The 20709-nt window shown below is 68.4% G+C and carries 23 protein-coding genes; 12 read left to right on the plus strand and 11 right to left on the minus strand.

The annotated features are described in order from the left end of the window. Positions 1–58 precede the first annotated feature (58 nt). Together ACFWXC_RS30585 and ACFWXC_RS30590 are read right to left on the minus strand one after the other, a co-directional pair. The gene (locus ACFWXC_RS30585) at positions 59–271 is read right to left on the minus strand and encodes a DUF5326 family protein (protein ID WP_384483502.1); all 213 of its coding nucleotides are present in this window, start codon (positions 269–271) and stop codon (positions 59–61) included. Positions 272–440: 169 nt separating this feature from the next. Then, positions 441–758: a cupin domain-containing protein gene (locus tag ACFWXC_RS30590; protein ID WP_351695789.1), complete on the minus strand. Its 318-nt coding sequence runs from the start codon at positions 756–758 to the stop codon at positions 441–443. 60 nt (positions 759–818) lie between these two features. Between ACFWXC_RS30590 and ACFWXC_RS30595 the strand changes: the two genes are divergently transcribed. The 5 genes from ACFWXC_RS30595 to ACFWXC_RS30615 all read left to right on the plus strand — a co-directional run bounded on the left by ACFWXC_RS30595 (position 819) and on the right by ACFWXC_RS30615 (position 4548). After that, on the plus strand, positions 819–1196 hold the full coding sequence (locus ACFWXC_RS30595) for a phage holin family protein (protein WP_365797434.1): 378 nt from the start codon (positions 819–821) through the stop codon (positions 1194–1196). Positions 1197–1203: 7 nt separating this feature from the next. After that, positions 1204–1695 carry a low molecular weight protein-tyrosine-phosphatase gene (locus tag ACFWXC_RS30600; RefSeq protein ID WP_384483503.1) on the plus strand — a complete coding sequence of 164 codons (492 nt, stop codon included), beginning with the start codon at positions 1204–1206 and terminating at the stop codon, positions 1693–1695. Further along, positions 1692–2846, plus strand: coding sequence for a cystathionine gamma-lyase (locus ACFWXC_RS30605; protein WP_384483504.1), 1155 nt, complete (start codon positions 1692–1694; stop codon positions 2844–2846). The genes ACFWXC_RS30600 and ACFWXC_RS30605 overlap by 4 nt, the downstream gene beginning before the upstream one ends. A gap of 230 nt (positions 2847–3076) precedes the next feature. Next, on the plus strand, positions 3077–3982 hold the full coding sequence (locus tag ACFWXC_RS30610) for a LysR family transcriptional regulator (protein WP_384483505.1): 906 nt from the start codon (positions 3077–3079) through the stop codon (positions 3980–3982). Between the two features lie 83 nt (positions 3983–4065). Continuing rightward, positions 4066–4548: an NUDIX hydrolase gene (locus ACFWXC_RS30615; protein WP_365797442.1), complete on the plus strand. Its 483-nt coding sequence runs from the start codon at positions 4066–4068 to the stop codon at positions 4546–4548. Between the two features lie 4 nt (positions 4549–4552). Here ACFWXC_RS30615 and ACFWXC_RS30620 read toward each other — a convergent pair whose 3' ends face one another. Next, entirely contained in the window at positions 4553–6010 is a 1458-nt protein-coding gene (locus tag ACFWXC_RS30620) for a globin domain-containing protein (protein ID WP_384483506.1), read from the minus strand. 305 nt (positions 6011–6315) lie between these two features. Further along, a complete protein-coding gene (locus ACFWXC_RS30625) occupies positions 6316–6948 on the minus strand; it encodes an HAD family hydrolase (protein WP_384483507.1) in 633 nt (210 codons plus the stop codon). A gap of 195 nt (positions 6949–7143) precedes the next feature. Between ACFWXC_RS30625 and ACFWXC_RS30630 the strand changes: the two genes are divergently transcribed. The 3 genes from ACFWXC_RS30630 (at position 7144) to ACFWXC_RS30640 (ending at position 9116) form a co-directional block, all read left to right on the plus strand. Then, positions 7144–8010, plus strand: coding sequence for a GNAT family N-acetyltransferase (locus ACFWXC_RS30630; protein WP_384483508.1), 867 nt, complete (start codon positions 7144–7146; stop codon positions 8008–8010). Between the two features lie 185 nt (positions 8011–8195). Next, entirely contained in the window at positions 8196–8654 is a 459-nt protein-coding gene (locus tag ACFWXC_RS30635) for a MarR family winged helix-turn-helix transcriptional regulator (RefSeq protein WP_384483509.1), read from the plus strand. A 9-nt stretch (positions 8655–8663) separates the two neighbouring features. After that, complete coding sequence (locus ACFWXC_RS30640) at positions 8664–9116, plus strand: GNAT family N-acetyltransferase (RefSeq protein WP_384483510.1); 453 nt, start codon at positions 8664–8666, stop codon at positions 9114–9116. A gap of 60 nt (positions 9117–9176) precedes the next feature. Here ACFWXC_RS30640 and ACFWXC_RS30645 read toward each other — a convergent pair whose 3' ends face one another. Next, on the minus strand, positions 9177–10562 hold the full coding sequence (locus ACFWXC_RS30645; RefSeq protein WP_384483511.1) for a serine hydrolase domain-containing protein: 1386 nt from the start codon (positions 10560–10562) through the stop codon (positions 9177–9179). Between the two features lie 55 nt (positions 10563–10617). After that, the gene (gene dnaB, locus ACFWXC_RS30650; RefSeq protein WP_351748175.1) at positions 10618–12093 is read right to left on the minus strand and encodes a replicative DNA helicase; all 1476 of its coding nucleotides are present in this window, start codon (positions 12091–12093) and stop codon (positions 10618–10620) included. Positions 12094–12553: 460 nt separating this feature from the next. Here dnaB and ACFWXC_RS30655 point away from each other — a divergent pair, with 460 nt between their 5' ends. Beyond that, entirely contained in the window at positions 12554–13891 is a 1338-nt protein-coding gene (locus ACFWXC_RS30655; protein WP_384483512.1) for an MATE family efflux transporter, read from the plus strand. A 169-nt stretch (positions 13892–14060) separates the two neighbouring features. Here ACFWXC_RS30655 and rplI read toward each other — a convergent pair whose 3' ends face one another. From rplI to rpsF, 4 genes are all read right to left on the minus strand, one after another. Then, positions 14061–14507 carry a 50S ribosomal protein L9 gene (gene rplI, locus ACFWXC_RS30660; RefSeq protein ID WP_351695817.1) on the minus strand — a complete coding sequence of 149 codons (447 nt, stop codon included), beginning with the start codon at positions 14505–14507 and terminating at the stop codon, positions 14061–14063. A gap of 18 nt (positions 14508–14525) precedes the next feature. Then, on the minus strand, positions 14526–14762 hold the full coding sequence (gene rpsR / locus ACFWXC_RS30665) for a 30S ribosomal protein S18 (protein ID WP_006381652.1): 237 nt from the start codon (positions 14760–14762) through the stop codon (positions 14526–14528). 48 nt (positions 14763–14810) lie between these two features. Further along, positions 14811–15407: a single-stranded DNA-binding protein gene (locus ACFWXC_RS30670; protein ID WP_384483513.1), complete on the minus strand. Its 597-nt coding sequence runs from the start codon at positions 15405–15407 to the stop codon at positions 14811–14813. Between the two features lie 74 nt (positions 15408–15481). After that, a complete protein-coding gene (gene rpsF, locus ACFWXC_RS30675) occupies positions 15482–15772 on the minus strand; it encodes a 30S ribosomal protein S6 (RefSeq protein ID WP_005482942.1) in 291 nt (96 codons plus the stop codon). A gap of 266 nt (positions 15773–16038) precedes the next feature. Between rpsF and ACFWXC_RS30680 the strand changes: the two genes are divergently transcribed. The 3 genes from ACFWXC_RS30680 to ACFWXC_RS30690 all read left to right on the plus strand — a co-directional run bounded on the left by ACFWXC_RS30680 (position 16039) and on the right by ACFWXC_RS30690 (position 18725). Continuing rightward, positions 16039–16341 (plus strand): hypothetical protein, encoded by a 303-nt coding sequence (locus ACFWXC_RS30680; RefSeq protein ID WP_384483514.1) that lies wholly within the window; start codon positions 16039–16041, stop codon positions 16339–16341. A 164-nt stretch (positions 16342–16505) separates the two neighbouring features. Next, positions 16506–17627: a peptidoglycan bridge formation glycyltransferase FemX gene (gene femX / locus ACFWXC_RS30685; RefSeq protein WP_384483515.1), complete on the plus strand. Its 1122-nt coding sequence runs from the start codon at positions 16506–16508 to the stop codon at positions 17625–17627. 66 nt (positions 17628–17693) lie between these two features. Beyond that, positions 17694–18725 (plus strand): alanine racemase, encoded by a 1032-nt coding sequence (locus tag ACFWXC_RS30690; protein WP_351695826.1) that lies wholly within the window; start codon positions 17694–17696, stop codon positions 18723–18725. Positions 18726–18818: 93 nt separating this feature from the next. On the opposite strand, the gene ACFWXC_RS30695 is transcribed toward ACFWXC_RS30690, so the two are convergent. Further along, positions 18819–20318, minus strand: coding sequence for a glycosyltransferase family 87 protein (locus tag ACFWXC_RS30695; RefSeq protein ID WP_384483516.1), 1500 nt, complete (start codon positions 20316–20318; stop codon positions 18819–18821). Positions 20319–20709: the final 391 nt, after the last annotated feature.

Here is a 20709-nt window from a genome sequence, read left to right on the forward strand (position 1 = left end):
CTTCCCTCCCCCGAGGGAACCGGTGATTCCTGTTACCGGTCACCGATTCCCACGGTCCTCACCAGTCGCTCTTCGACGAGGAGTTCGACAGGAACTTCCGCACGATGTAGATCAGTCCGCCGACCAGCGCCACGAAGATCAGCAACTTGAAGAGCAGGTAGGCCAGGAAGCCGACGATGGAGCCGATCAGACCGCCGAACACCACCAGCGCGATGACCGGCACCGCGATCCACTTCACCCACCACGGCAGACCCGTGAAGATCTCTCGCATTGCCCTGCCCTCTGCTTTCCCGTGCGCTTCGGCACGTACGGTCGGTCTCGTGCGTGCCGCACGATGCGATGTCCTGCACTCGATGCTAGAGCCGCGAGGGGGGCGTTCGGGGGTCTCTGATCCCTTGTCCTCCCCTGAGCTCTCCCCTAGGGAACCCTGAGGGGAGAGGTCAGGCCTCGGGCGGAGAGAAGACGACCAGAACCCTCAGGTCCTCGCTGATGTGATGGAACTTGTGGGCCACCCCGGCCGGCACGTACACCACACTGCCCCGCGCCACCTGCGTGGTCTCCAGACCGACGGTGATCGCCGCACGGCCGCTGACGACGAAGTAGACCTCGTCCTGGTTGTGCGGCTTCTGCGGGTCCTGCTCGCCCGCGTTCAGGGCGTAGAGGCCGACCGACATGTTCCGCTCCCGCAGGAACTGCAGGTAGGCCCCGTCGTTGGCGGCGCGTTCCGCCTCCAGTTCGTCCAGCCGGAATGCCTTCATCGCCGTTGTTCGCCCTCGCCCCACTGCTCGTATCTGATCTCGTCTGCCACGATCAGACACATGAAGAATTTCGTAGTCAAGACGATCGCCAACGCGGGCGCCCTGGCCGTCGCCGTGTGGCTGCTCGACAAGATCACCCTGACCGGCGACAGCACCACCAAGAAGGTCTGGACGCTGATCCTGGTCGCCCTGGTCTTCGGCCTGGTGAACTTCCTGGTCAAGCCGATCCTGAAGATCCTGACCTTCCCGCTGTTCATCCTCACGCTCGGCCTGATCACCCTGGTGGTCAACGCGCTGATGCTGCTGCTGACGTCGTGGGTGTGCGACAAACTCGACCTGAGTTTCCACGTGGAGGGGTTCTGGACGGCCGTCCTCGGCGGTCTGATCATCTCGATCGTGTCCTGGGCCCTGAACATGATCCTTCCCGACTCGGACTGAGCACCCGATGACCTACCGCGTCTGTTTCGTCTGCACCGGCAACATCTGCCGTTCCCCGATGGCCGAATCCGTCTTCCGGGCCCGCATAGCCGAGGCCGGGCTCGACGACCGTGTCGAGGTCGACAGCGCCGGCACCGGCGGCTGGCACGAGGGTGACGGCGCCGACCCGCGCACCGTCCGCGTCCTCCAGGAGCACGGCTACGACGGCGAGCACACCGCCCGCCAGTTCCAGGCGTCCTGGTTCGCCCGCCTCGATCTCGTGATCGCCCTCGACTCCGGCCACCTCAAGTCCTTGCGCCGCCTCGCCCCCACCGAGCAGGACGCACGCAAGGTGCACCTGCTGCGCTCCTACGACCCCGATGCCGCCGACGACCTCGACGTACCGGATCCGTACTACGGCGGTCTGGACGGCTTCGAGGAGTGTCTTGAGATGGTGGAGGCGGCGAGCGAGGGCCTGCTCACCGCGGTACGCGACGAAGTGGAGGGAACGACGGCATGAGTGATTCCGACTCCGAGTCCGGCTTCGGCTCCGTGACGGGTGAGGGCACGCGCGCGGTGCGCGCGGGACTGCCCGAGCCGGTCAAGAACGAACCGACCCTGCCCGGGCCGGTATTCGCCGCGCACTTCCATCTGCCGGGCGAGGTCAGCGGACCGTACGCCTACGGCCGTGACGAGAACCCGACCTGGACCCACCTGGAGCGCGCCATCGGCGAGCTGGAGGCGCCCGGTGAGGAGGTCGAGACGCTGGTGTTCGCCTCCGGCGTGGCGGCGATCGCGGCCGTGCTCTTCTCGCAGCTGCGGGCCGGGGACGCGGTCGTGCTGCCGTCCGACGGCTACCAGGTGCTGCCCCTGGTCCGCGCCCAGCTGGAGGCGTACGGCATCGAGGTGCGCACCGCGCCGACCGCCGACGACGCCCAGCTCGACGTCCTGGACGGGGCGAAGCTGCTGCTGATCGAGTCGCCGTGCAACCCCGGGCTCGACGTGTGCGACATCCGCCGGCTGGCCGAGGCGGCACACGCGCGTGGCGCCCTCGTCGCCGTCGACAACACCCTCGCCACCCCGCTCGGCCAGCGGCCGCTGGCGCTGGGCGCCGACTTCTCCGTGGCCAGCGGCACCAAGCAGCTCACCGGGCACGGTGACGTCCTGCTGGGATACGTCGCCGGGCGGGACACGGCGGCCATGGCCGCCGTACGGCACTGGCGCAAGATCGTCGGCGCGATCTCCGGGCCCATGGAGGCCTGGCTGGCCCATCGCTCCCTCGCCACCCTTCAGTTGCGGGTGGACCGGCAGAACGCCACCGCCCTGGTGCTCGCGGAGGCGCTGCGCCGACGGCCGGACGTGACCGGGCTGCGCTACCCGGGGCTGCCTGACGACCCCGCGCACAAGATCGCCTCACAGCAGATGCGGCGCTACGGCTCGGTGATCTCCTTCACGCTGCCCACGCGCGCGCGTGCCGAGCGTTTTCTGGGGACCCTGCGGCTGGTCGACGATGCGACGAGTTTCGGCGGGGTGCGCTCCACGGCCGAGCGGCGGCGGCGATGGGGCGGGGACGACGTACCGGAGGGTTTCATTCGGCTGTCGGTCGGGGCCGAGGATCCCGAAGATCTGGTGGCCGATGTGCTCCGCGCGCTCGATGAGTCGGATCGGTGACCGGATTACGGATTCCCTCGCCGACCCGACTACGCATAACGGACGGTCCGAGCCTCCCCCCTCGTGGCTCGGACCGTCCCGGTTCTCGCGCGCCAAGAACCGCGCGACCAAGGCTAGTTGACTCTGCGTCAGTGTCCAATCACTGTAGGGGCAGAGACCTATCGACTTATTTATAGTTGTGGACTTGCCCCGAGGGCCGGCATGGGGCGGGACGAAGGGGAGGGTGAGCGATGGACCTGGCCTTGCTGCGGACCTTCGTGACCGTGCACCGGGCCGGCTCCTTCACCCGCGCCGCCGCCCTGCTCGGACTCTCGCAGCCGGCCGTGACCTCGCAGATCCGCACTCTGGAAAGACAGCTGGGCCGTCCGCTCTTCCTGCGGCAGGCCCGTGGGGTGACCCCGACGACCATCGGCGACGAACTCGCCCACAAGGCAGCCCCGCACCTCGACGCGCTCGTGGAGATAGCGGAACGCGGCCTCGACGACGACTCCTCGGTACGTACCCTCCACCTCGCCGGCCCGCCCGAGTTCACCGCCGAGCGCGCCCTGCCCGCCCTCTCGGAGCTCGCCGGCGACGACGGCCAGGGCTTCGCGCTGCGCGCCTCGTTCGGCACCGCCGAGGAGACCCTGGAAGGGCTGTCCGCCGGACATCACGACCTGGCCATCAGTACGGCCCGGCCGCGTGGCCCCCTGCTCACCGCCACCGCCCTCTGCGACGAGGAGCACGTGCTGGTCGCCGCTCCCCGCTGGGCCGAGGAGATCGGCACCGGGACGGTACGGGACAAGGGCGCGCCCGTCCTGGAGAACCTGCCCGTCGTCGAGGTCCACGAGTCGCTGCCCTTCGTCTCGCGCTACTGGGGCTCCGTCTTCGACGCCCGGCCCGCCGCCTCCGGCACGGTTGTCGTACCCGATCTGCGCGCCGTCCTCGCCTGCGCGGTCGCGGGCGCCGGCCTCGCCGTGCTGCCCCGCTACCTGTGCACAGCCGCCCTGGACCGGGGTGAGGTCATGGCGCTGCACGAGCCCGCCGTACCCCCGTTGCGGACCTACTTCCTGGTGGTGCGGACCGGCACGCTCGCCATGCCGCATGTGGCGCGAGCACACGAGTGGCTCCACCACGCGGCTGTGGACTGGGGCTGAGCACGTCAGGGGGTGACGCGATGCGGCCGTACGGTGGCGCTTCGCGATGTTTCACGTGGAACCAGCTGGGCCACATTTCTCCCATGACCGTCCGACCCGTGGTCAAGCGCACCGCACGCGCCGTTCTCCTGGACGGCGACGACCTGATTCTGATCAAGCGCACCAAGCCAGGTGTCGATCCCTACTGGGTCACCCCCGGTGGCGGGGTCGAACCGGAAGACACCACTGTCGTCGACGCCCTGCACCGTGAGGTACACGAGGAACTCGGCGCCAAGATCACCGACGTGGTGCCCTGCTTCGTGGACACCGTGGAGCACATCGGCGACAGCGGCAGCACCACCGGTGTGAAGGTGCAGCACTTCTTCGTCTGCCGGCTGGAGTCCATGGACCCGGCCCTGCGGCACGGCCCCGAAGTCGACGAGCCCGCCGGCGAGTACGAGATCGTGCGCGTCCCCTTCACCCGCGTCGGGATCGCCTCGGTGCACCTCGTACCGCTCTCCCTGCGGCACTACCTCGACGGCAACATCGAGGGCGTACGGGCCATGCACGCCCCCGACCTCGGGTGACGGATCAGTCGCCGACGACGACCAGTTCCTCGACCGAGTCATGCCGTATGCGGTGTGCCGGGATACCGACGTCGCGCAGGGCGCGCACGCCGTTGCGGATCATGCCGGGCGGCCCCGAGAGATAGCCGTCGTACCCGGTCCACGGGCCGTAGGCGCGGATGGCGTCGGGGAGCTGGAGATGCGCCTGCTGGTCCACGACCGCGCGGACCGAGAGCCAGGGATGGCTCTGCTGGAGCCGGAGCAGGGTGTCGATGTCGTACAGGTCGTGGTCGGTGCGGGCACCGTAGAACACCTCGACCGGGCGGCGTGCACCGCGTTCGGCGATGTCCTCGACCAGCGCCTTGATGGGGGCGATGCCGGTACCACCGCCCAGGCAGAGCAGTCCGTTGTCCTTCGTATGGTCGACGGTCATCGAGCCGACGGGCGGGCCGAGGCGGATGACGTCACCGGGGCGGGCGCGGTGCACCAGCGCGTTGGAGACCCAGCCCGCCGGAACTGCCTTCACATGGAACGTCAGCAGCCCGTCCGAGCGGGGCGCCGAGGCGAAGGAGTAGTGCCGCCAGACACGCGGCCACCAGGGCGTCTCCATGCTCGTGTACTGCCCCGCGAGGAAGGGGTACGGCTGGTCCGGGCGGACCGTGAGCACCGCGATGTCCGCGGTCCTGAGATCGTGGGCGACGACCTGCGCATGCCACCAGGGCGGTGCCCGCAGTTCGTCCGCCGACGCCGCGTCGATCATCACCTGGGACATCGTCGTGTACGCCCGCACCCAGGCCGCCTCCGTCTCCGGATCCCAGATGGCCGAGGCGTACTTGCTCAACGCACCGATGAGGCACTCGCCGACCGCCGGGTAGTGCTCCGCGCGGGTGCCGTACTTGCGGTGGCCGCGGCCCAGATTCTGGAGGTACTCGACCAGGACGGGCGTGTTGTCGATGTGCTCGGCCGCGGTGAGCAGCGCCTTCAGCAGCCGGTCCCGCTGGGTGTCCATGGCGGCCGGGAACAGCGGACGCAGTTCGGGATGGCGCACGAAGAGCAGTGCGTAGAAGTAAGAGGTGACCTTGTCGGCTATCGCACCGACCTCGGCCATGGTGCCGCGGATGCGCATCGCGTCCGGGGAGACGCCCGGACCCGGCTGTGCGCTGCGCTGCGGCGGGACGTACTGATGGACCGTGGGGGGCACTGGCTGTCCGGCCGTGGGGGCGAAGGGGCCGGGGACCTGGTACTGCCCGGCTTGTGGGGCCTGGGCGGGGTTCTGGAGGCGGGCGGGCTCCTCTGTCGGAGGTATTCGCTCCCGGGCCTCTCCGAACGCGGGACGGTGGCCCTGGGGCGCTTCCCGCTGCCCGCCCGGCGCCACGACCGGATACTCGGCGGCGGGCTCGACCGGGGTGTTGCTGGGGGACGTGAGCCAGCTGCCTCCGCCGGCCCCGTCGTTGCCCGCCGACGTGGTGGTCGGAGCATCCATGGTGTGCCTCGCCTCGAACATCTTTCGGTCGGTCTGCGCACTTCACTCGGAAGGTGCTTGTATTCCCCCGTTGACGGCTAGCTCTTCCCGGCCAGGCCCGTGGCCGGCATGGCCACATTGAACCCGCGCTTCCTGCACGTACGGACAAGTAAGGCGAAAGTGTGACACGGGCCGCAGTCACTCTCGCCGGAGCGTCTCATCCCGGACGTGAACCGGAGTCGACCCTACCGGCCGTCGCTCCGCACACAAGTCCCCCCCTGTCTCCCCCGCCAATCCGACAAGGGGCGAACCATAAGGTCCCTCAACTACCGGGCGCCGCGCGTCAATTCATAGACATCCCATAGATCACGGCCCGTGTAGGAGTACGTCGCGAGACCGGCGAGATGTCCGTCCGCATTGACCGCCACGGACACCGGAACCACGGCGAACAATTCCCTGTCCGACATCGAATCCCCGTACGCGACACAGTCCGCTCGGCCGACCCCGAACTGCTCGCACAGGCGGTTCGCGATGGTCACCTTGGCCGCAGGATCAAGGATGCCCGCCGGGTCCACCGGCTCGACGAACGGCACCGCCGGGAATCGCGATCCGAAGGCCGCATGGGCTCCCCAGTCCAATAGGCGCTCCACGAAGAACGAGGGAGAGAGCGAGACGACCGCGCAATAGTCACCCGTTTCCCTGATCTCGGCCCAGACGTCCCGGATACGGGCCAGCCAAGGCGCTCCGTCGAATGCCGCGGTGACCTGCGCATCGGTCAACTCGGCCCAGAGGGAGTACACCCGAGCCGCATACTCCGGCGAGGTTATCCGTCCTGCCGAAATCGCCCGATCAAGCTCCACCGTCTCGGCCTCCAGGCCGAGTTGCCGGGAGATCTCGACGGGGGCGGTGGTGCCGTGCAGCAATGTGCCGTCGAGATCGAAGAGATGAAGTCTCGCCATGGGTACCGAGGCTAGTGGGAAGGGTTCACCACTCCTCAGGGGAGGTCTCAGGCAGCGGCTGAGCGGCGATGTTTCACGTGAAACGTCCCCTGTCTGTCCTGGGGCTGTGCTCAGGGATACGGCATGGCCAAAAGCGCGTGCGTCTACCCGGAAACAGGTGGACGCCACGGGTGCCGGTCGGACAGCCTGACCTGCGTGCCCACTCCTTCCGTCGCCGCTCTGCCCATTCGCCGACTGACGCCACGCGATCTCACCGACTGCGCCGACTTGTCCGAGGATCGGGGGTGGCCGCGCGAGGAACACAAGTGGCGCCTGCTCCTCACGGCCGGGAAGGGGTACGGGATCGACGACCCCGGCGGAGGGCTGGTCGCCGCCTGTGTCATCACGGAGTACGGCCCGGGGGAACGCCCGGATCTCAGCGCGATCGGCATGGTCCTGGTTGCCGAACGGCATGCCCGTCAGGGCGTCGGGCGTCGCCTGATGCGCCACATCGTCTCGGCAACGGGGACGACTCCCCTGACTCTGTACGCGACGCCGAACGGTCGTCCGCTCTACGAGGAGCTGGGGTTCAAGACCACGGCACGCTCGGAGATGCTGACCGGACCCTTCGCCCCGGGCGGTCCCGAGCCCCGGGTGGCGACACGGGCTGCCGCGGCCGAGGACCTCGGCTCCATCCTGCGGCTGGACGCGGAGGTGTTCGGTACCGACCGCACGCCTCTCATCGCCCGCCTGCCCGCATTCTCGGACCAACTGCGTGTGGCCGTGGACGGCGACCGGATCGTCGGCTACGCGGCCGCCTGGCCGAACATGGACACCCAGGTCGTCGGACCGCTGATCGCGCGAGACACGGAGACGGCGAAGTCCCTCATCACCTCGCTCGCCGGCCGGACCGACCGACCGCTCCGCACCGACATCGACATCCGGCACGAGGAACTGCTGGCATGGGCGAAGGAACGTGGGCTGGCGTCCGTCGCCATGAACTCCGTCATGACCTACGGCATCGCGGAGTTGCCGGGAGACTGGACGCGGCGATTCGCACCGCTGACGGTGGCCGCGGGCTGAGGACTTCCCGGTACGGCGGACATGGCAAAGCCGTGGTCCTGATCAGGGGCGCCACCGCCGACACCGACCGCATCGAATTTTACATGCGTCCACAATAATTACAGACGCCGACTATATGCAATCAATGGATATTGCGGAGCTGCTCTATCCTGGTTCCAGCCACTCCGGGACGGAGGAACACGCCAATGACAGCGACGGACCCCGCGCTCACCGCCCTTGCCCAGGGCTGGTGCGCTCTCTCCCTGCTCCACGGGAGGATCGAGGCGCATATCGAGCGCGCCCTCCAGGGGAAGCACGACCTGAGCGTGCGCGAATACTCTCTGCTGGACGTCCTCAGCCGCCAGCACGACGGCGAAGGGGGCCATCTGCAGATGAAGCAGGTGGCCGACGCGGTCGTCCTCAGCCAGAGCGCCACCACCCGGCTGGTGACGCGCCTCGAAGACCGGGGCCTCCTGGAGCGCTACCTCTGCCCGACCGACCGGCGCGGCATCTACACGAACGTCACCGAGGCGGGGCTGCGGCTGCTCGAAGAGGCTCGTCCCACCAATGACACCGCACTGCGCGAGGCCCTCGACGAGGCAGCCAGGACCCCGGAGCTGGCTCCCCTGGTACGGGTCGTGGAATCGCTGAACGTGCCCGCATAGGCTGCGGACATGGGAGATCTAGACATACGTGCCGCGGTCGCCGACGACATCCCGGCCATCGTCGGCATGCTCGCCGACGATCCGCTGGGCGCCCGGCGGGAGTCACCGGACGACCTGGCGCCCTATCTGAGCGCCCTGGAGCGGCTCAACGCCGACCCCAACCAGCAGCTGGTCGTCGCCGTACGCGAGGGCCGTGTCGTCGGCACGCTCCAGCTCACGATCATTCCCGGGCTGTCGAGGCGCGGCGCCACCCGGTCGATCATCGAGGCCGTACGCATCCACTCCGACGAGCGCGGCGGCGGGCTGGGCACCCGGTTCATCGAGTGGGCGATCGAGGAGTCCCGCCGTCAGGGCTGCCAGTTGGTGCAGCTGACCTCGGACGCGTCACGCACCGACGCCCACCGCTTCTACGAGCGGCTCGGTTTCACCGCCTCGCACGTCGGTTTTAAGCTTGAGATCTGACCCTCAGGCACGCCGGCATGCACTCAGGGGGTGTTTCACGTGAAACACCCCCCGGCTCGTCTAGCCGATACCCCGCCATCCCTCGGGGTCCACTCCACCGGGGACAGGAGCCGTCTCCTCGTACGGCTGACGCGTGAACACGAACGAACCGAGGTCCAGGTGGCTCACGGTGCCGTCCGGGCGCCGTACGGGCCGTAGAAGCTCTCCGGCGTAGTAGCCCTCAAGGCCGGTCCAGGTGCCGTCACCGTTGGCCCGGAAACGCGCACGGCGGCCGGCGCCCGACAGCGGACCCAGCGAGACCAGCCCATCGGCCGTCACCCGCAGCGCGAAGGCGTGCGTGCCCCAGTACCACTGGCCCGCCAATTCCAGAACAGACGGCTCGACCTGGGCCAGGGGCCGCCATGGCTCGGGGATACGCGGTTCGGCTTCCGCGACGATACGGACGAGATCGGCGCCGACGGCGGACAGCAGCGGGCCCGAGGTGCAGTTCGCGAGCACCACGGCCGCTACGTCGTCGTCCACGCTGAGGGTGAGGTTGGCCAGAAAACCGGGCAGCGAGCCGGAGTGCCCGATCAGCAGTCGGCCGTTGCGACACTGGATCTGGAGGCCGAGGCCGTAGGTGGCGCCGTCCAGCACATCGGCGGGCTCGGCGGGAGCTGCCAGGATGCGCATCTCCCGTACGGACTCCGCGCTCAGGACCCGGTCGTCACCGGCCGCCAGGAACACCGCGAAGCGGGCCAGGTCGTCGGTGGTCGACCAGAGCTGTCCTGCCGGTGCCATCCGGCCGAGGTCCTCCAGCGGCTCCGGGAGCATCGCGTCGGCCCAGGGATGCACTGCCCATCCGCCCGCGTGCGGCGCCCGTGGCTGGGCGCTCGTGCGGTCGAGGCGCAACGGTTCGAGCACCTCCCGCCGGAGCACCTCCTCCCAGGAGTCACCGCGGAGTTCCTCGACCAGGGCGCCGAGCAGGGTGTAGCCGGGGTTGGAGTAGTGGTGCCGGCGTCCGACGGGGTGCAGGAGCGGCTGCTCACCGAGGACATCGCTGAGCTCCGGCCGCAGCGAGCCCGGGGTGCGTTCCCACCAGGGTGCGGGTGACTCGGCCGCCAACCCCCCTGTGTGCGCGAGGAGTTCGGCGATCGTCGCCTCCCCCGCGCCGGTGCCCGGCAGATGCTTCTCCAGTGGATCGCCGAGGTCGAGCAGCCCTTCGTCGCGCAGCCGGAGCACCAGAACGGCCGTGAACGTCTTGGTGATCGATCCGATCCGGTACTGCACGTTCTCGTCCGGTCCGTGGCCGTCCACCGAGGTCCGCGCCCCGTGCCAGACGGCCCGCCCGCCCCGCACGACCGTTGCCACCAGTGACGGCGCCCGCCCTTCGGCCTGGGCGACCGCGATCCGATGCAGCAGCGCCCGCCTGGTAGCAGGGAGCAGCTCTTCCTGAAATGTCGTCATGCACCCAGTCCACCCGGTGGGCGGACCTGCGTCGAGTTCATTTCGGTGGCGCGGATCAGGTCTGCGCCATGTCCACGAAACGGGAGTAGTGGCCCTGGAAGGCCACGGTGATCGTCGCGGTCGGGCCGTTTCGGTGCTTGCCGACGATGATGTCCGCCTCGCCCGCGCGTGGTGACTCCTTCTCGTAGGCGTCCTCGCGGTGGAGCAGGATGACCATGTCGGCGTCCTGCTCGATGGAGCCGGACTCACGCAGGTCGGACACCATCGGCTTCTTGTCGGTGCGCTGCTCGGGACCACGGTTGAGCTGTGAGAGCGCGATCACCGGGACCTCCAGCTCCTTGGCGAGCAGCTTGAGGTTTCGGGACATGTCCGAGACCTCCTGCTGACGGCTCTCGGAGCGCTTGGACCCGGACTGCATCAGCTGCAGATAGTCGATGATCACGAGCTTGATGTCGTTGCGCTGCTTGAGCCGGCGGCACTTGGCGCGGATCTCCATCATCGACAGGTTCGGGGAGTCGTCGATGTAGAGCGGTGCGGCCGAGACGTCCGGCATCCGGCGGGCGAGCCGGGTCCAGTCGTCGTCGGTCATCGTGCCGGAGCGCATGTGGTGCAGGGCGACCCGGGCCTCGGCGGACAGCAGACGCATCGCGATCTCGTTGCGGCCCATTTCGAGGGAGAAGATGACGCTGGGCAGGTTGTTCTTGATCGACGCGGCCCTGGCGAAGTCCAGTGCCAGAGTGGACTTACCCATGGCGGGACGCGCGGCGATGACGATCATCTGGCCCGGGTGGAGGCCGTTGGTGAGCGAGTCCAGGTCCGTGAAGCCGGTGGGCACGCCGGTCATCTCGCCGGTACGGGAGCCGATCGCCTCGATCTCGTCGAGGGCGCCCTCCATGATGTCGCCGAGCGGCAGATAGTCCTCGCTGGTCCGCTGCTCGGTGACCGCGTAGATCTCCGCCTGGGCGCTGTTGACGATCTCGTCGATGTCGCCGTCGGCCGCGTATCCCATCTGCGTGATGCGTGTCCCGGCCTCGACGAGACGGCGCAGCACGGCCCGCTCGTGGACGATCTCCGCGTAGTACTCGGCGTTCGCCGCCGTCGGCACCGTCTGGACGAGGGTGTGCAGATAGGAGGCCCCGCCGACCTTGTTGATCTCGCCGCGCTTGGTGAGCTCGGCGGCGATGGTGATGGGGTCGGCCGGCTCGCCCTTGGCATAGATGTCGAGGATCGCCTGGTAGATCGTCTCGTGCGCGGGCTTGTAGAAGTCGTGGCCCTTGAGGATCTCCACGACGTCGGCGATGGCGTCCTTGGACAGCAGCATGCCGCCGAGCACGGACTGTTCGGCGTCCAGATCCTGCGGGGGGACTCGCTCGAAGGTGGAACCTCCGCCGTCCCAGTCGCCGCTGTCCCGGCCCCGGTCGTGCCGGTCGTCCCGCCCTCGGCCGCCCTCCCCGCGTCCACGGGAGGCGGGCAGACGATCACTGGGACCGGCCTCGGCCCACGGATCGTCCAAGGGCTCGGAAATACTCACCGAGCCACCTCCTCCCGTCCGCCCGGCGGACCTCGCCGTGGCCTCATTTCTACGGCACGGCACTGACAAACCAACGCGCCCCATTCCGGTTCTCGACGCGTCGGTTTTGTGAGGTTTCCGAGGCCATAAGGAGGAGCGGGCGCCGCACCACGGTAGGCCCGCGGGCACCGTCAGCCAATCTGGTTATCCACAGGCCATGTGGACGACGGCCCGTATGCTGTGGAGAACCTCCCAAAACCTGTGCACGACGCGGTGGACAGCCCTGTGAACAAGCCCTCGATCTCTCTCCGCAACTAGCCCTGACCTGCACCTTTCCCATCCACCGGCTGTGCAGAAGAAAAACTTTCCCAGTCGGATCAAGATCTCTTCGAACGATGCGCGACAGCGCGGACCGCGCAAGCCTTGGTAAGGGTCAGTACTCAATTGCATCTCTTACCTGTGGACGATTAGATTAGTGCCCATGTCACAGGCTCCCGCGATCCCCGAAGCCACCCGACGGCGGCACGACCGAGAGATCGTCGCACTGGCCGTCCCGGCCTTCGGCGCACTCGTCGCCGAGCCCCTTTTCGTCATGGCCGACAGCGCGATCGTCGGCCATCTCGGCACCGCACAGCTGGCCGGTCTCGGCGTCGCCTCGGCGCTCCTCACCACCGCCGTGAGCGTCTTCGTCTTCCTCGCCTACGCCACCACGGCGGCCGTCGCGCGCCGGGTCGGCGCCGGCGATCTCCCGGCGGCCATCCGCCAGGGCATGGACGGCATCTGGCTGGCGCTGCTGCTCGGTGCCGGCGTCATCGCCGTCGTCCTGCCCCTGGCACCCGGCATCGTGGACGCCTTCGGAGCCTCGGCCACCGCGGCACCCTACGCGACGACCTACCTCAGGATCTCCTCACTGGGAATCCCGGCCATGCTGGTGGTGCTCGCCGCCACCGGCGTCCTGCGTGGCCTCCAGGACACCCGGACCCCGCTGTACGTCGCCGTCGCGGGCTTCGTCGCCAACGCCGGGCTGAACGCCGGGCTCGTCTACGGCGCCGGACTGGGCATCGCCGGCTCCGCCTGGGGCACCGTCATCGCCCAGTGCGGGATGGCAGCCGTCTATCTGACCGTCGTCGTACGGGGAGCCCGCAGGCATGGGGCGTCCCTTCGCCCCGACGTCGCCGGGATTCGGGCTTCGGCACAGGCCGGCGTGCCTCTCCTGGTCCGGACGCTCTCGCTCAGGGCCGTTCTCATGATCGCCACAGCTGTCGCGGCCCGGCTGGGCGACGCCGATATCGCGGCGCACCAGATCGTGTTGTCCCTGTGGAGCCTGCTGGCCTTCGCCCTGGACGCGATAGCGATCGCCGGGCAGGCCATCATCGGCCGCCATCTCGGTGCCGGCGACACTGCCGGCGCCCGTGAGGCCTGTCGGCGCATGGTCCAGTGGGGCATCGCCACCGGGGTCGTTCTGGGCCTGCTCGTGGTGGCTGCCCGACCGCTTTTCCTCCCGCTGTTCACCAGCGATCCGACCGTGAAGGACACCGCGCTGCCCGCGCTGCTCATCGTGGCGCTCTCCCAGCCGATCTCCGGCGTGGTCTTCGTCCTCGACGGCGTCCTGATGGGCGCGGGAGACGGGCCCTATCTCGCCAGAGCCATGGTCGTGACCCTCGCCGTCTTCGCACCGGTAGCGCTCCTGGTTCCCGCCTTCGGCGGCGGGCTCACGGCGCTCTGGGGAGCCATGACCCTGATGATGGCCACGCGGATGCTGACCCTCTGGCTGCGGACTCGCTCGGGCCGCTGGGTCGTGACCGGCGCAACGCGCTGACGGCTGACCGGCACGGTCCACCAACTTGTTTCACGTGAAACGTGAAACACCGCGAGCCGCCACGTTTCACGTGAAACACCCGTCGCCCGACCTCATCTTCGGCAAGCCGAAGGGGCCGCACCCTCACGGGTACGGCCCCTTTGAGCTACTGCTCAAGCCGAGCGCAGCGTCAGGCCGCGACGACCTCGATGTTGACCTTGGCGGCAACCTCGGGGTGCAGACGCACGAACGTCTCGTGGGCGCCCAGCGTCTTGATCGGCGCGCCCAGCTCGATACGGCGCTTGTCGACCTCGGGGCCACCGGAAGCCTTGATCGCCGAGGCGACGTCGGCCGGGGTGACGGAACCGAAGAGACGACCGGCGTCGCCGGAGCGGACGGCCAGACGGACCTTGACACCCTCGAGCTGGGCCTTCACGGAGTTGGCCTGCTCGATGGTCTGGATCTCGTGGATCTTGCGAGCACGACGGATCTGCTCGACGTCCTTCTCGCCACCCTTGGTCCAGCGGATAGCGAACTTCCGCGGGATCAGGTAGTTGCGAGCGTAGCCGTCCTTGACGTCGACGACGTCGCCCGCGGCACCGAGGCCAGAGACCTCGTGGGTGAGGATGATCTTCATGTGTCGGTCACCCTTCCCTTATCGCGCGGTGGACGTGTAGGGCAGCAGCGCCATCTCACGGCTGTTCTTGACGGCCGTGGCGACGTCACGCTGGTGCTGCGTGCAGTTGCCGGTCACGCGGCGGGCACGGATCTTGCCACGGTCGGAAATGAACTTCCGCAGCATGTTCGTGTCCTTGTAGTCCACGTACTGGACCTTGTCCTTGCAGAACGCGCAGACCTTCTTCTTAGGCTTGCGCACAGGCGGCTTCGCCATGGTGTTTCTCCTGTGTGATCAAGAAGTGGGGATGCGAGCCCGTTGTCCTTAGAAGGGGGGCTCGTCCGAGTAGCCGCCGCCACTGCCGCCGCTGCTGCCGGAGCCGCCGCCCCAACCGCCGCCGCCCTGGTTGCCGCCGCCGGCGGGAGTGCCGGAGGCCCAGGGGTCGTCGTTGGGAGCGCCGCCCTGCTGGCCGCCGCCGGAGCCGCCGCCCCAGCTGCCGCCACCCTGGCCGCCACCGCCGCCGAAACCGCCGCCCTGGCCACCGCGGCCGCCACCACCGGCGGTCTTGGTGACCTTGGCCGTGGCGCTCCGCAGGCTGGCGCCGACTTCCTCGACGTCCAGCTCGTAGACCGTGCGCTTGACACCCTCACGGTCCTCGTAGGACCGCTGCTTCAGCCGGCCCTGCACGATGACGCGCATGCCTCGCTGGAGCGACTCGGCGACGTTCTCCGCCGCCTGACGCCAGACCGAGCAGGTCAGAAAGAGGCTTTCGCCGTCCTTCCACTCGTTCGTCTGACGGTCGAAGGTGCGGGGAGTGGACGCGACGCGGAACTTCGCGACCGCCGCACCGGACGGGGTGAAGCGCAGCTCGGGGTCATCGACAAGATTGCCGACGACCGTGATGACGGTCTCGCCTGCCATGGGGGTACCTCTCGGCGGGTTTGCTGCTGGCTGCTTGCTGCTACTCGAAACCCGAGATCAGCTGAGCTGGAAGCTCAGTGGGTCTCGGGACGGAGGACCTTGGTCCGGAGGACCGACTCGTTCAGGTTCATCTGGCGGTCGAGCTCCTTGACGACCGCAGGCTCGGCCTGCAGGTCGATGACCGAGTAGATGCCCTCAGGCTTCTTCTTGATCTCGTACGAGAGACGACGACGGCCCCAGGTGTCGACCTTCTCCACCTTGCCGTTGCCCTCACGGACGACGGAGAGGAAGTTCTCGATCAGGGGGGCGACAGCGCGCTCCTCCAGATCGGGGTCGAGGATGACCATCACCTCGTAGTGACGCATGTGGAACCCACCTCCTTTGGACTCAGCGGCCACGGTCGTTCCGTGGCAGGAGGGTTGTGATGCGTGCGCAACGGTATCGGCCGCCACTGACATGCGGGGGGCTTCCCTCGGGATCCCCGGCCGCGGGCCTGGGCAGACACCGGTGCAGACGGTACAGACTACCCGCACACCTGCTTCCGGTTGAAATCCGGCCGCCGGGACCCTCAATCTGTACCCATCGGGTGTGTACGGCGCTACGATGCGCCGCCTTCCGCAGGAGGTGCCCTATGGCACAGGCATTGCGACCCAACACCGCCGGATCCCTGTTCGCCACCGACGGCAAGACCCATCCGCTCCAGGACTCGCTGATGGCAGTGACCCTGGCGCTCGGGCTGATCGCCTTCATCACGGCGTTCTTCCACAGCCTGCACCTGCTCAGCTCGTGGGCCGGTCTGATCGGCATCTTCACCGGCCTGTACGGGCAGTGGGTCTCGATCACCACACGCGAGCGCTTCGGTCTGATCCTGGGTCTCGGTGCCGCGGGCATCGGCTTCTTCATCGGCATGGCGCACGGCGGCCTGTTCGGGTAGGCCTCCGGCACCTTGCGCACCACCGCCTGCACCCCGGCCGCACCGGAGCCGGGGCGTAGGTGGTGTACGCCCAGTCGGGCCGCGAGCGAGGCGCAGTAGGCTTCGGCGCGAGAGCCGGAGCCCCTGTACCCATGGGGACACACCAGCCCGAGGAGCGCCCCGACATGAGCCTGACCCTGCGGACCATCAGCCGCGAACAGCATCTGGCATACATCCAGAGCCTGCCGGCTGCTAGCCACATGCAGGTCCCGGCCTGGGCTGATGTCAAGGCGGAGTGGCGTTCGGAGAACCTCGGCTGGTTCGACGACCGCACCGGCGAGATGGTCGGCGCGGGCCTGGTGCTGTACCGCCAGCTGCCCAAGATCAAGCGCTACCTCGCGTACCTCCCCGAGGGCCCGGTCATCAACTGGTTCGCGCCGAATCTCGACGAGTGGATCCAGCCGATGCTGGCCCACCTCAAGCAGCAGGGCGCGTTCTCCGTGAAGATGGGCCCGCCGGTGATCATCCGGCGCTGGGAAGCCACCTCCATCAAGGCCGGCATCCAGAACCCGGACGTGAAGCGGCTGCGCGACATCGAGGCCGACTTCATCGAGCCGCGTGCCTTCGAGGTGGCGGACAAGCTGCGCCGGATGGGCTGGCAGCAGGGCGAGGACGGCGGCGCCGGCTTCGGTGACGTGCAGCCGCGCTACGTCTACCAGGTGCCGCTGGCGAACCGTTCCCTGGAAGAGGTCCACAAGAACTTCAACCAGCTGTGGCGGCGCAACATCAAGAAGGCCGAGAAGGCCGGCGTCGAGGTCGTCCAGGGTGGCTACCAGGACCTGGCCGAGTGGCAGCGGCTGTACGAGATCACGGCCGTGCGCGACCACTTCCGGCCGCGCCCGCTGTCGTACTTCCAGCGCATGTGGACGGCGCTGAACACCGAGGACCCCAACCGGATGCGGCTGTACTTCGCCCAGCACAACGGGGTCAACCTGTCCGCGGCGACCATGCTGATCGTCGGCGGGCACGTCTGGTACTCCTACGGCGCCTCCGACAACATCGGCCGCGAGGTGCGCCCGTCGAACGCCATGCAGTGGCGGATGCTGCGCGACGCCTACGCGCTCGGCGCCACCGTCTACGACCTGCGTGGCATCTCGGACTCGCTGGACGAGACGGATCACCTCTTCGGCCTCATCCAGTTCAAGGTAGGCACCGGTGGCCAGGCCGCCGAGTACCTCGGCGAGTGGGACTTCCCGCTGAACAAGCTGCTCCACAAGGCGCTCGACATCTACATGTCGCGCCGCTGACGTCACGCTCCGTGCTTCTATAGCCCTGACACACCCCAGCCATCCAGAAAGGTTCCAGGTCCGGCCATGGCGCTCACGCTCTACGTCGACACCGCGCGCTGGCGGGCGCACCACAAGCACGTGCAGGAGCAGTTCCCGGGCCTCGTCCCGGTCTGCAAGGGCAACGGCTACGGCTTCGGGCACGAACGCCTGGCGGAGGAGGCCACGCGTCTGGGCTCGGACGTCCTCGCCGTCGGTACGACGTATGAGGCCGCGCGCATCAAGGACTGGTTCGGCGGCGATCTGCTGGTGCTGACGCCGTACCGGCGCGGCGAGGAACCCGTGCCGCTGCCCGACCGGGTGATCCGCTCGGTGTCGTCGATCGACGGCGTGTACGGCTTGGTGGGCGCGCGCGTGGTCATCGAGGTGATGTCCACCATGAAGCGGCACGGCATCAGCGAGCAGGACCTGCCGCAGCTGCATTCCGCCATAGAGAACGTCCGCCTGGAAGGCTTCGCCATCCACCTGCCGCTGGACCGTACCGACGGCTCGGACGCCGTCGAGGAGGTCATCGGCTGGATGGACCGGCTGCGCGCGGCCCGGCTGCCGCTGCACACGATGTTCGTCAGCCACCTCAAGGCCGACGAACTCGCCCGGCTGCAGCAGCAGTTCCCGCAGACCCGGTTCCGGGCCCGGATCGGCACCCGGCTGTGGCTGGGGGACCACGACGCCACCGAGTACCGCGGGGCGGTCCTGGACGTCACCCGTGTCGCCAAGGGCGACCGGTTCGGCTACCGGCAGCAGAAGGCGGCTTCGGACGGCTATCTGGTGGTCGTGGCGGGCGGCACGTCGCACGGGGTGGGCCTGGAGGCCCCGAAGGCCCTGCACGGCGTCATGCCGCGCGCCAAGGGCGTCGCACGGGCCGGCCTGGCCACGGTGAACCGGAACCTTTCGCCGTTCGTCTGGGGCGGCAAGCAGCGCTGGTTCGCGGAGCCGCCGCACATGCAGGTGTCGATCCTGTTCGTGCCGACCGACGCCCCGGAGCCGAAGGTGGGCGACGAGCTGGTGGCCCATCTGCGGCACACCACCACCCAGTTCGACCGCATCGTGGACCGCTGACGGGTTCTCAGAACGCCGGAGGGGCCGTACACGGAGTTTCGTGTACGGCCCCTTCCTTCGGTCCGGGACGTTCGCCCAGCCGGGGCTGTTCGCTCAGAGCGAACGGTCCTCGGGGGAGCGGCTGCCCCACTCCACCTGCGGCCCCTCGAAGTGGGCGGCATGACGCGGGGGACGGGCGGCCGCGCCGAGCACGAAGACGTCCTCCGCGCCGTCCAGCACACCGCCCGAGGGGTCGTCGTCCCCGGAGCGGCGCACCACGTCCCGCTCGGGCATGAGGATGTCGCGAACGACCATCGCGCAGAGGTAGAGCGTGCCGAGCAGGTGCACGGCGATGGCCCAGTGGTAGCCGTGGGTCGGCAGGCCCTTGTGGGCGTCACCGCTGGTCGTGTACGCGAGGTACATCCAGATCCCCAGGAAGTACGCCACCTCGCACACCTGCCAGATCAGGAAGTCCCGCCACTTGGGCCGGGCCAGCACGGCCAGCGGCACCAGCCACAGGACGTACTGCGGGGAGTAGACCTTGTTGGTGAGGATGAAGGCCGCGACCACCAGGAAAGCCAGCTGGGCGAAGCGCGGCCGGCGCGGGGCGGTGAGGGCCAGGGCGGCGATGCCCAGGAAGCAGAGCACCACCAGGGCCATCGCCGCGTTGTTCACGAAGCCGGTACTGGGCGGGGTGGTGGTGTTCTGCGCCCAGATCAGCCAGAAGGAGCCGAAGTCGACGCCCCGTTCCTGGCTGAACGTGTAGAACTTCGACCAGCCGTCGAAGGCGAAGATCATCACCGGCAGGTTCACGACGAGCCAGGCGACGACGGCACCGCCCGCCGCGATGAAGCACTCCCGCCATTTGCCCGCCCGCCAGCACAGCAGGAACAGCGGCCCCAGCAGGAACACGGGATACAGCTTGGCGGCCGTAGCAAGCCCCAGGAGGACGCCGAAGGCGAGGGGACGGCTCCGGGACCACATCAGCATCGCCGCGGCCGTCAGAGCGACCGCCAGGAGGTCCCAGTTGATGGTGGCGGTCAGCGCGAAGGCGGGCGCCAGGGCGACCAGCAGACCGTCCCAGGGGCGCCGGCGGTGCGTACGGACCACGCACACCGCGATGACGGCGGCGCAGATCATCAGCATCCCGGCGTTGACGAACCAGTACACCTGCTCCTGGAGCTGGATGCTGCCGCTGCCCGGCGTGAGCCATGCGGCCACCTCCATGAACACGCCGGTCAGCACCGGGTATTCGAGGTAGTCCATGTCGCCGGGGAGCTTGTCGAAGTACGGCACCAGACCGTCGGCGAAGCCCCGCCCCTGGTAGAGGTGCGGAATGTCCGAATAGCAGGCGTGGGTGTACTGGGAACTCGCGCCGAAGAACCAGCCGCCGTTGTAGCACGGCGCCTTCTGGATCAGGCCCAGGGCGAACATGCCGATCGCCACGAGGACCACGACCCGCAGCGGCGTCCACCAGGACGTCCCGAGCAGCGCACGCCGCCCGATGGGGCCACCGATCAGCTCACTACCGGCTGCGGCGACCGGGTCTTCCCTGGTCGGCCGCACCGGCTCCGGCTCGCGCACGCCCGCGGGCGTCGTCTCTGCACTGGGCATGGGGCCCATCCTGCCGTATGTACCTGAGGACGACACACCGCCAGGGAATGCACCTGTTATTTTGGATTAATACACCCTAATTACGAAGGTTATTAATCTCGCCGGGGTCGCAAAGCGGCAAGGTTTGGCCTAGTGCTCTTAGTTCCGCACTCCTCGTGGGTTCTGCCGCCACTCCGTCGCAAGCGCTCCTGGTGCACACCGCGACAACGATAAAAGCATCCCCAATCTCTCCCTGACGCTGAAGGACACCCTCGCCGACGAGCACTTACGAGGGCTCCACGCCGAAGAGTGTCTGCACGAAATGGACTTCCGGATCCGCGAAAGACCCCAACTGGTAAGTCCATGCATTGAGGCCGGTATACACAGAGGCCGGTGTTCGTCGCCTTTTGAA

Origin of the sequence: Streptomyces sp. NPDC058683, assembly GCF_042716195.1 — a bacterium.
In the GTDB taxonomy this organism is placed as follows: Bacteria; Actinomycetota; Actinomycetes; order Streptomycetales; family Streptomycetaceae; genus Streptomyces.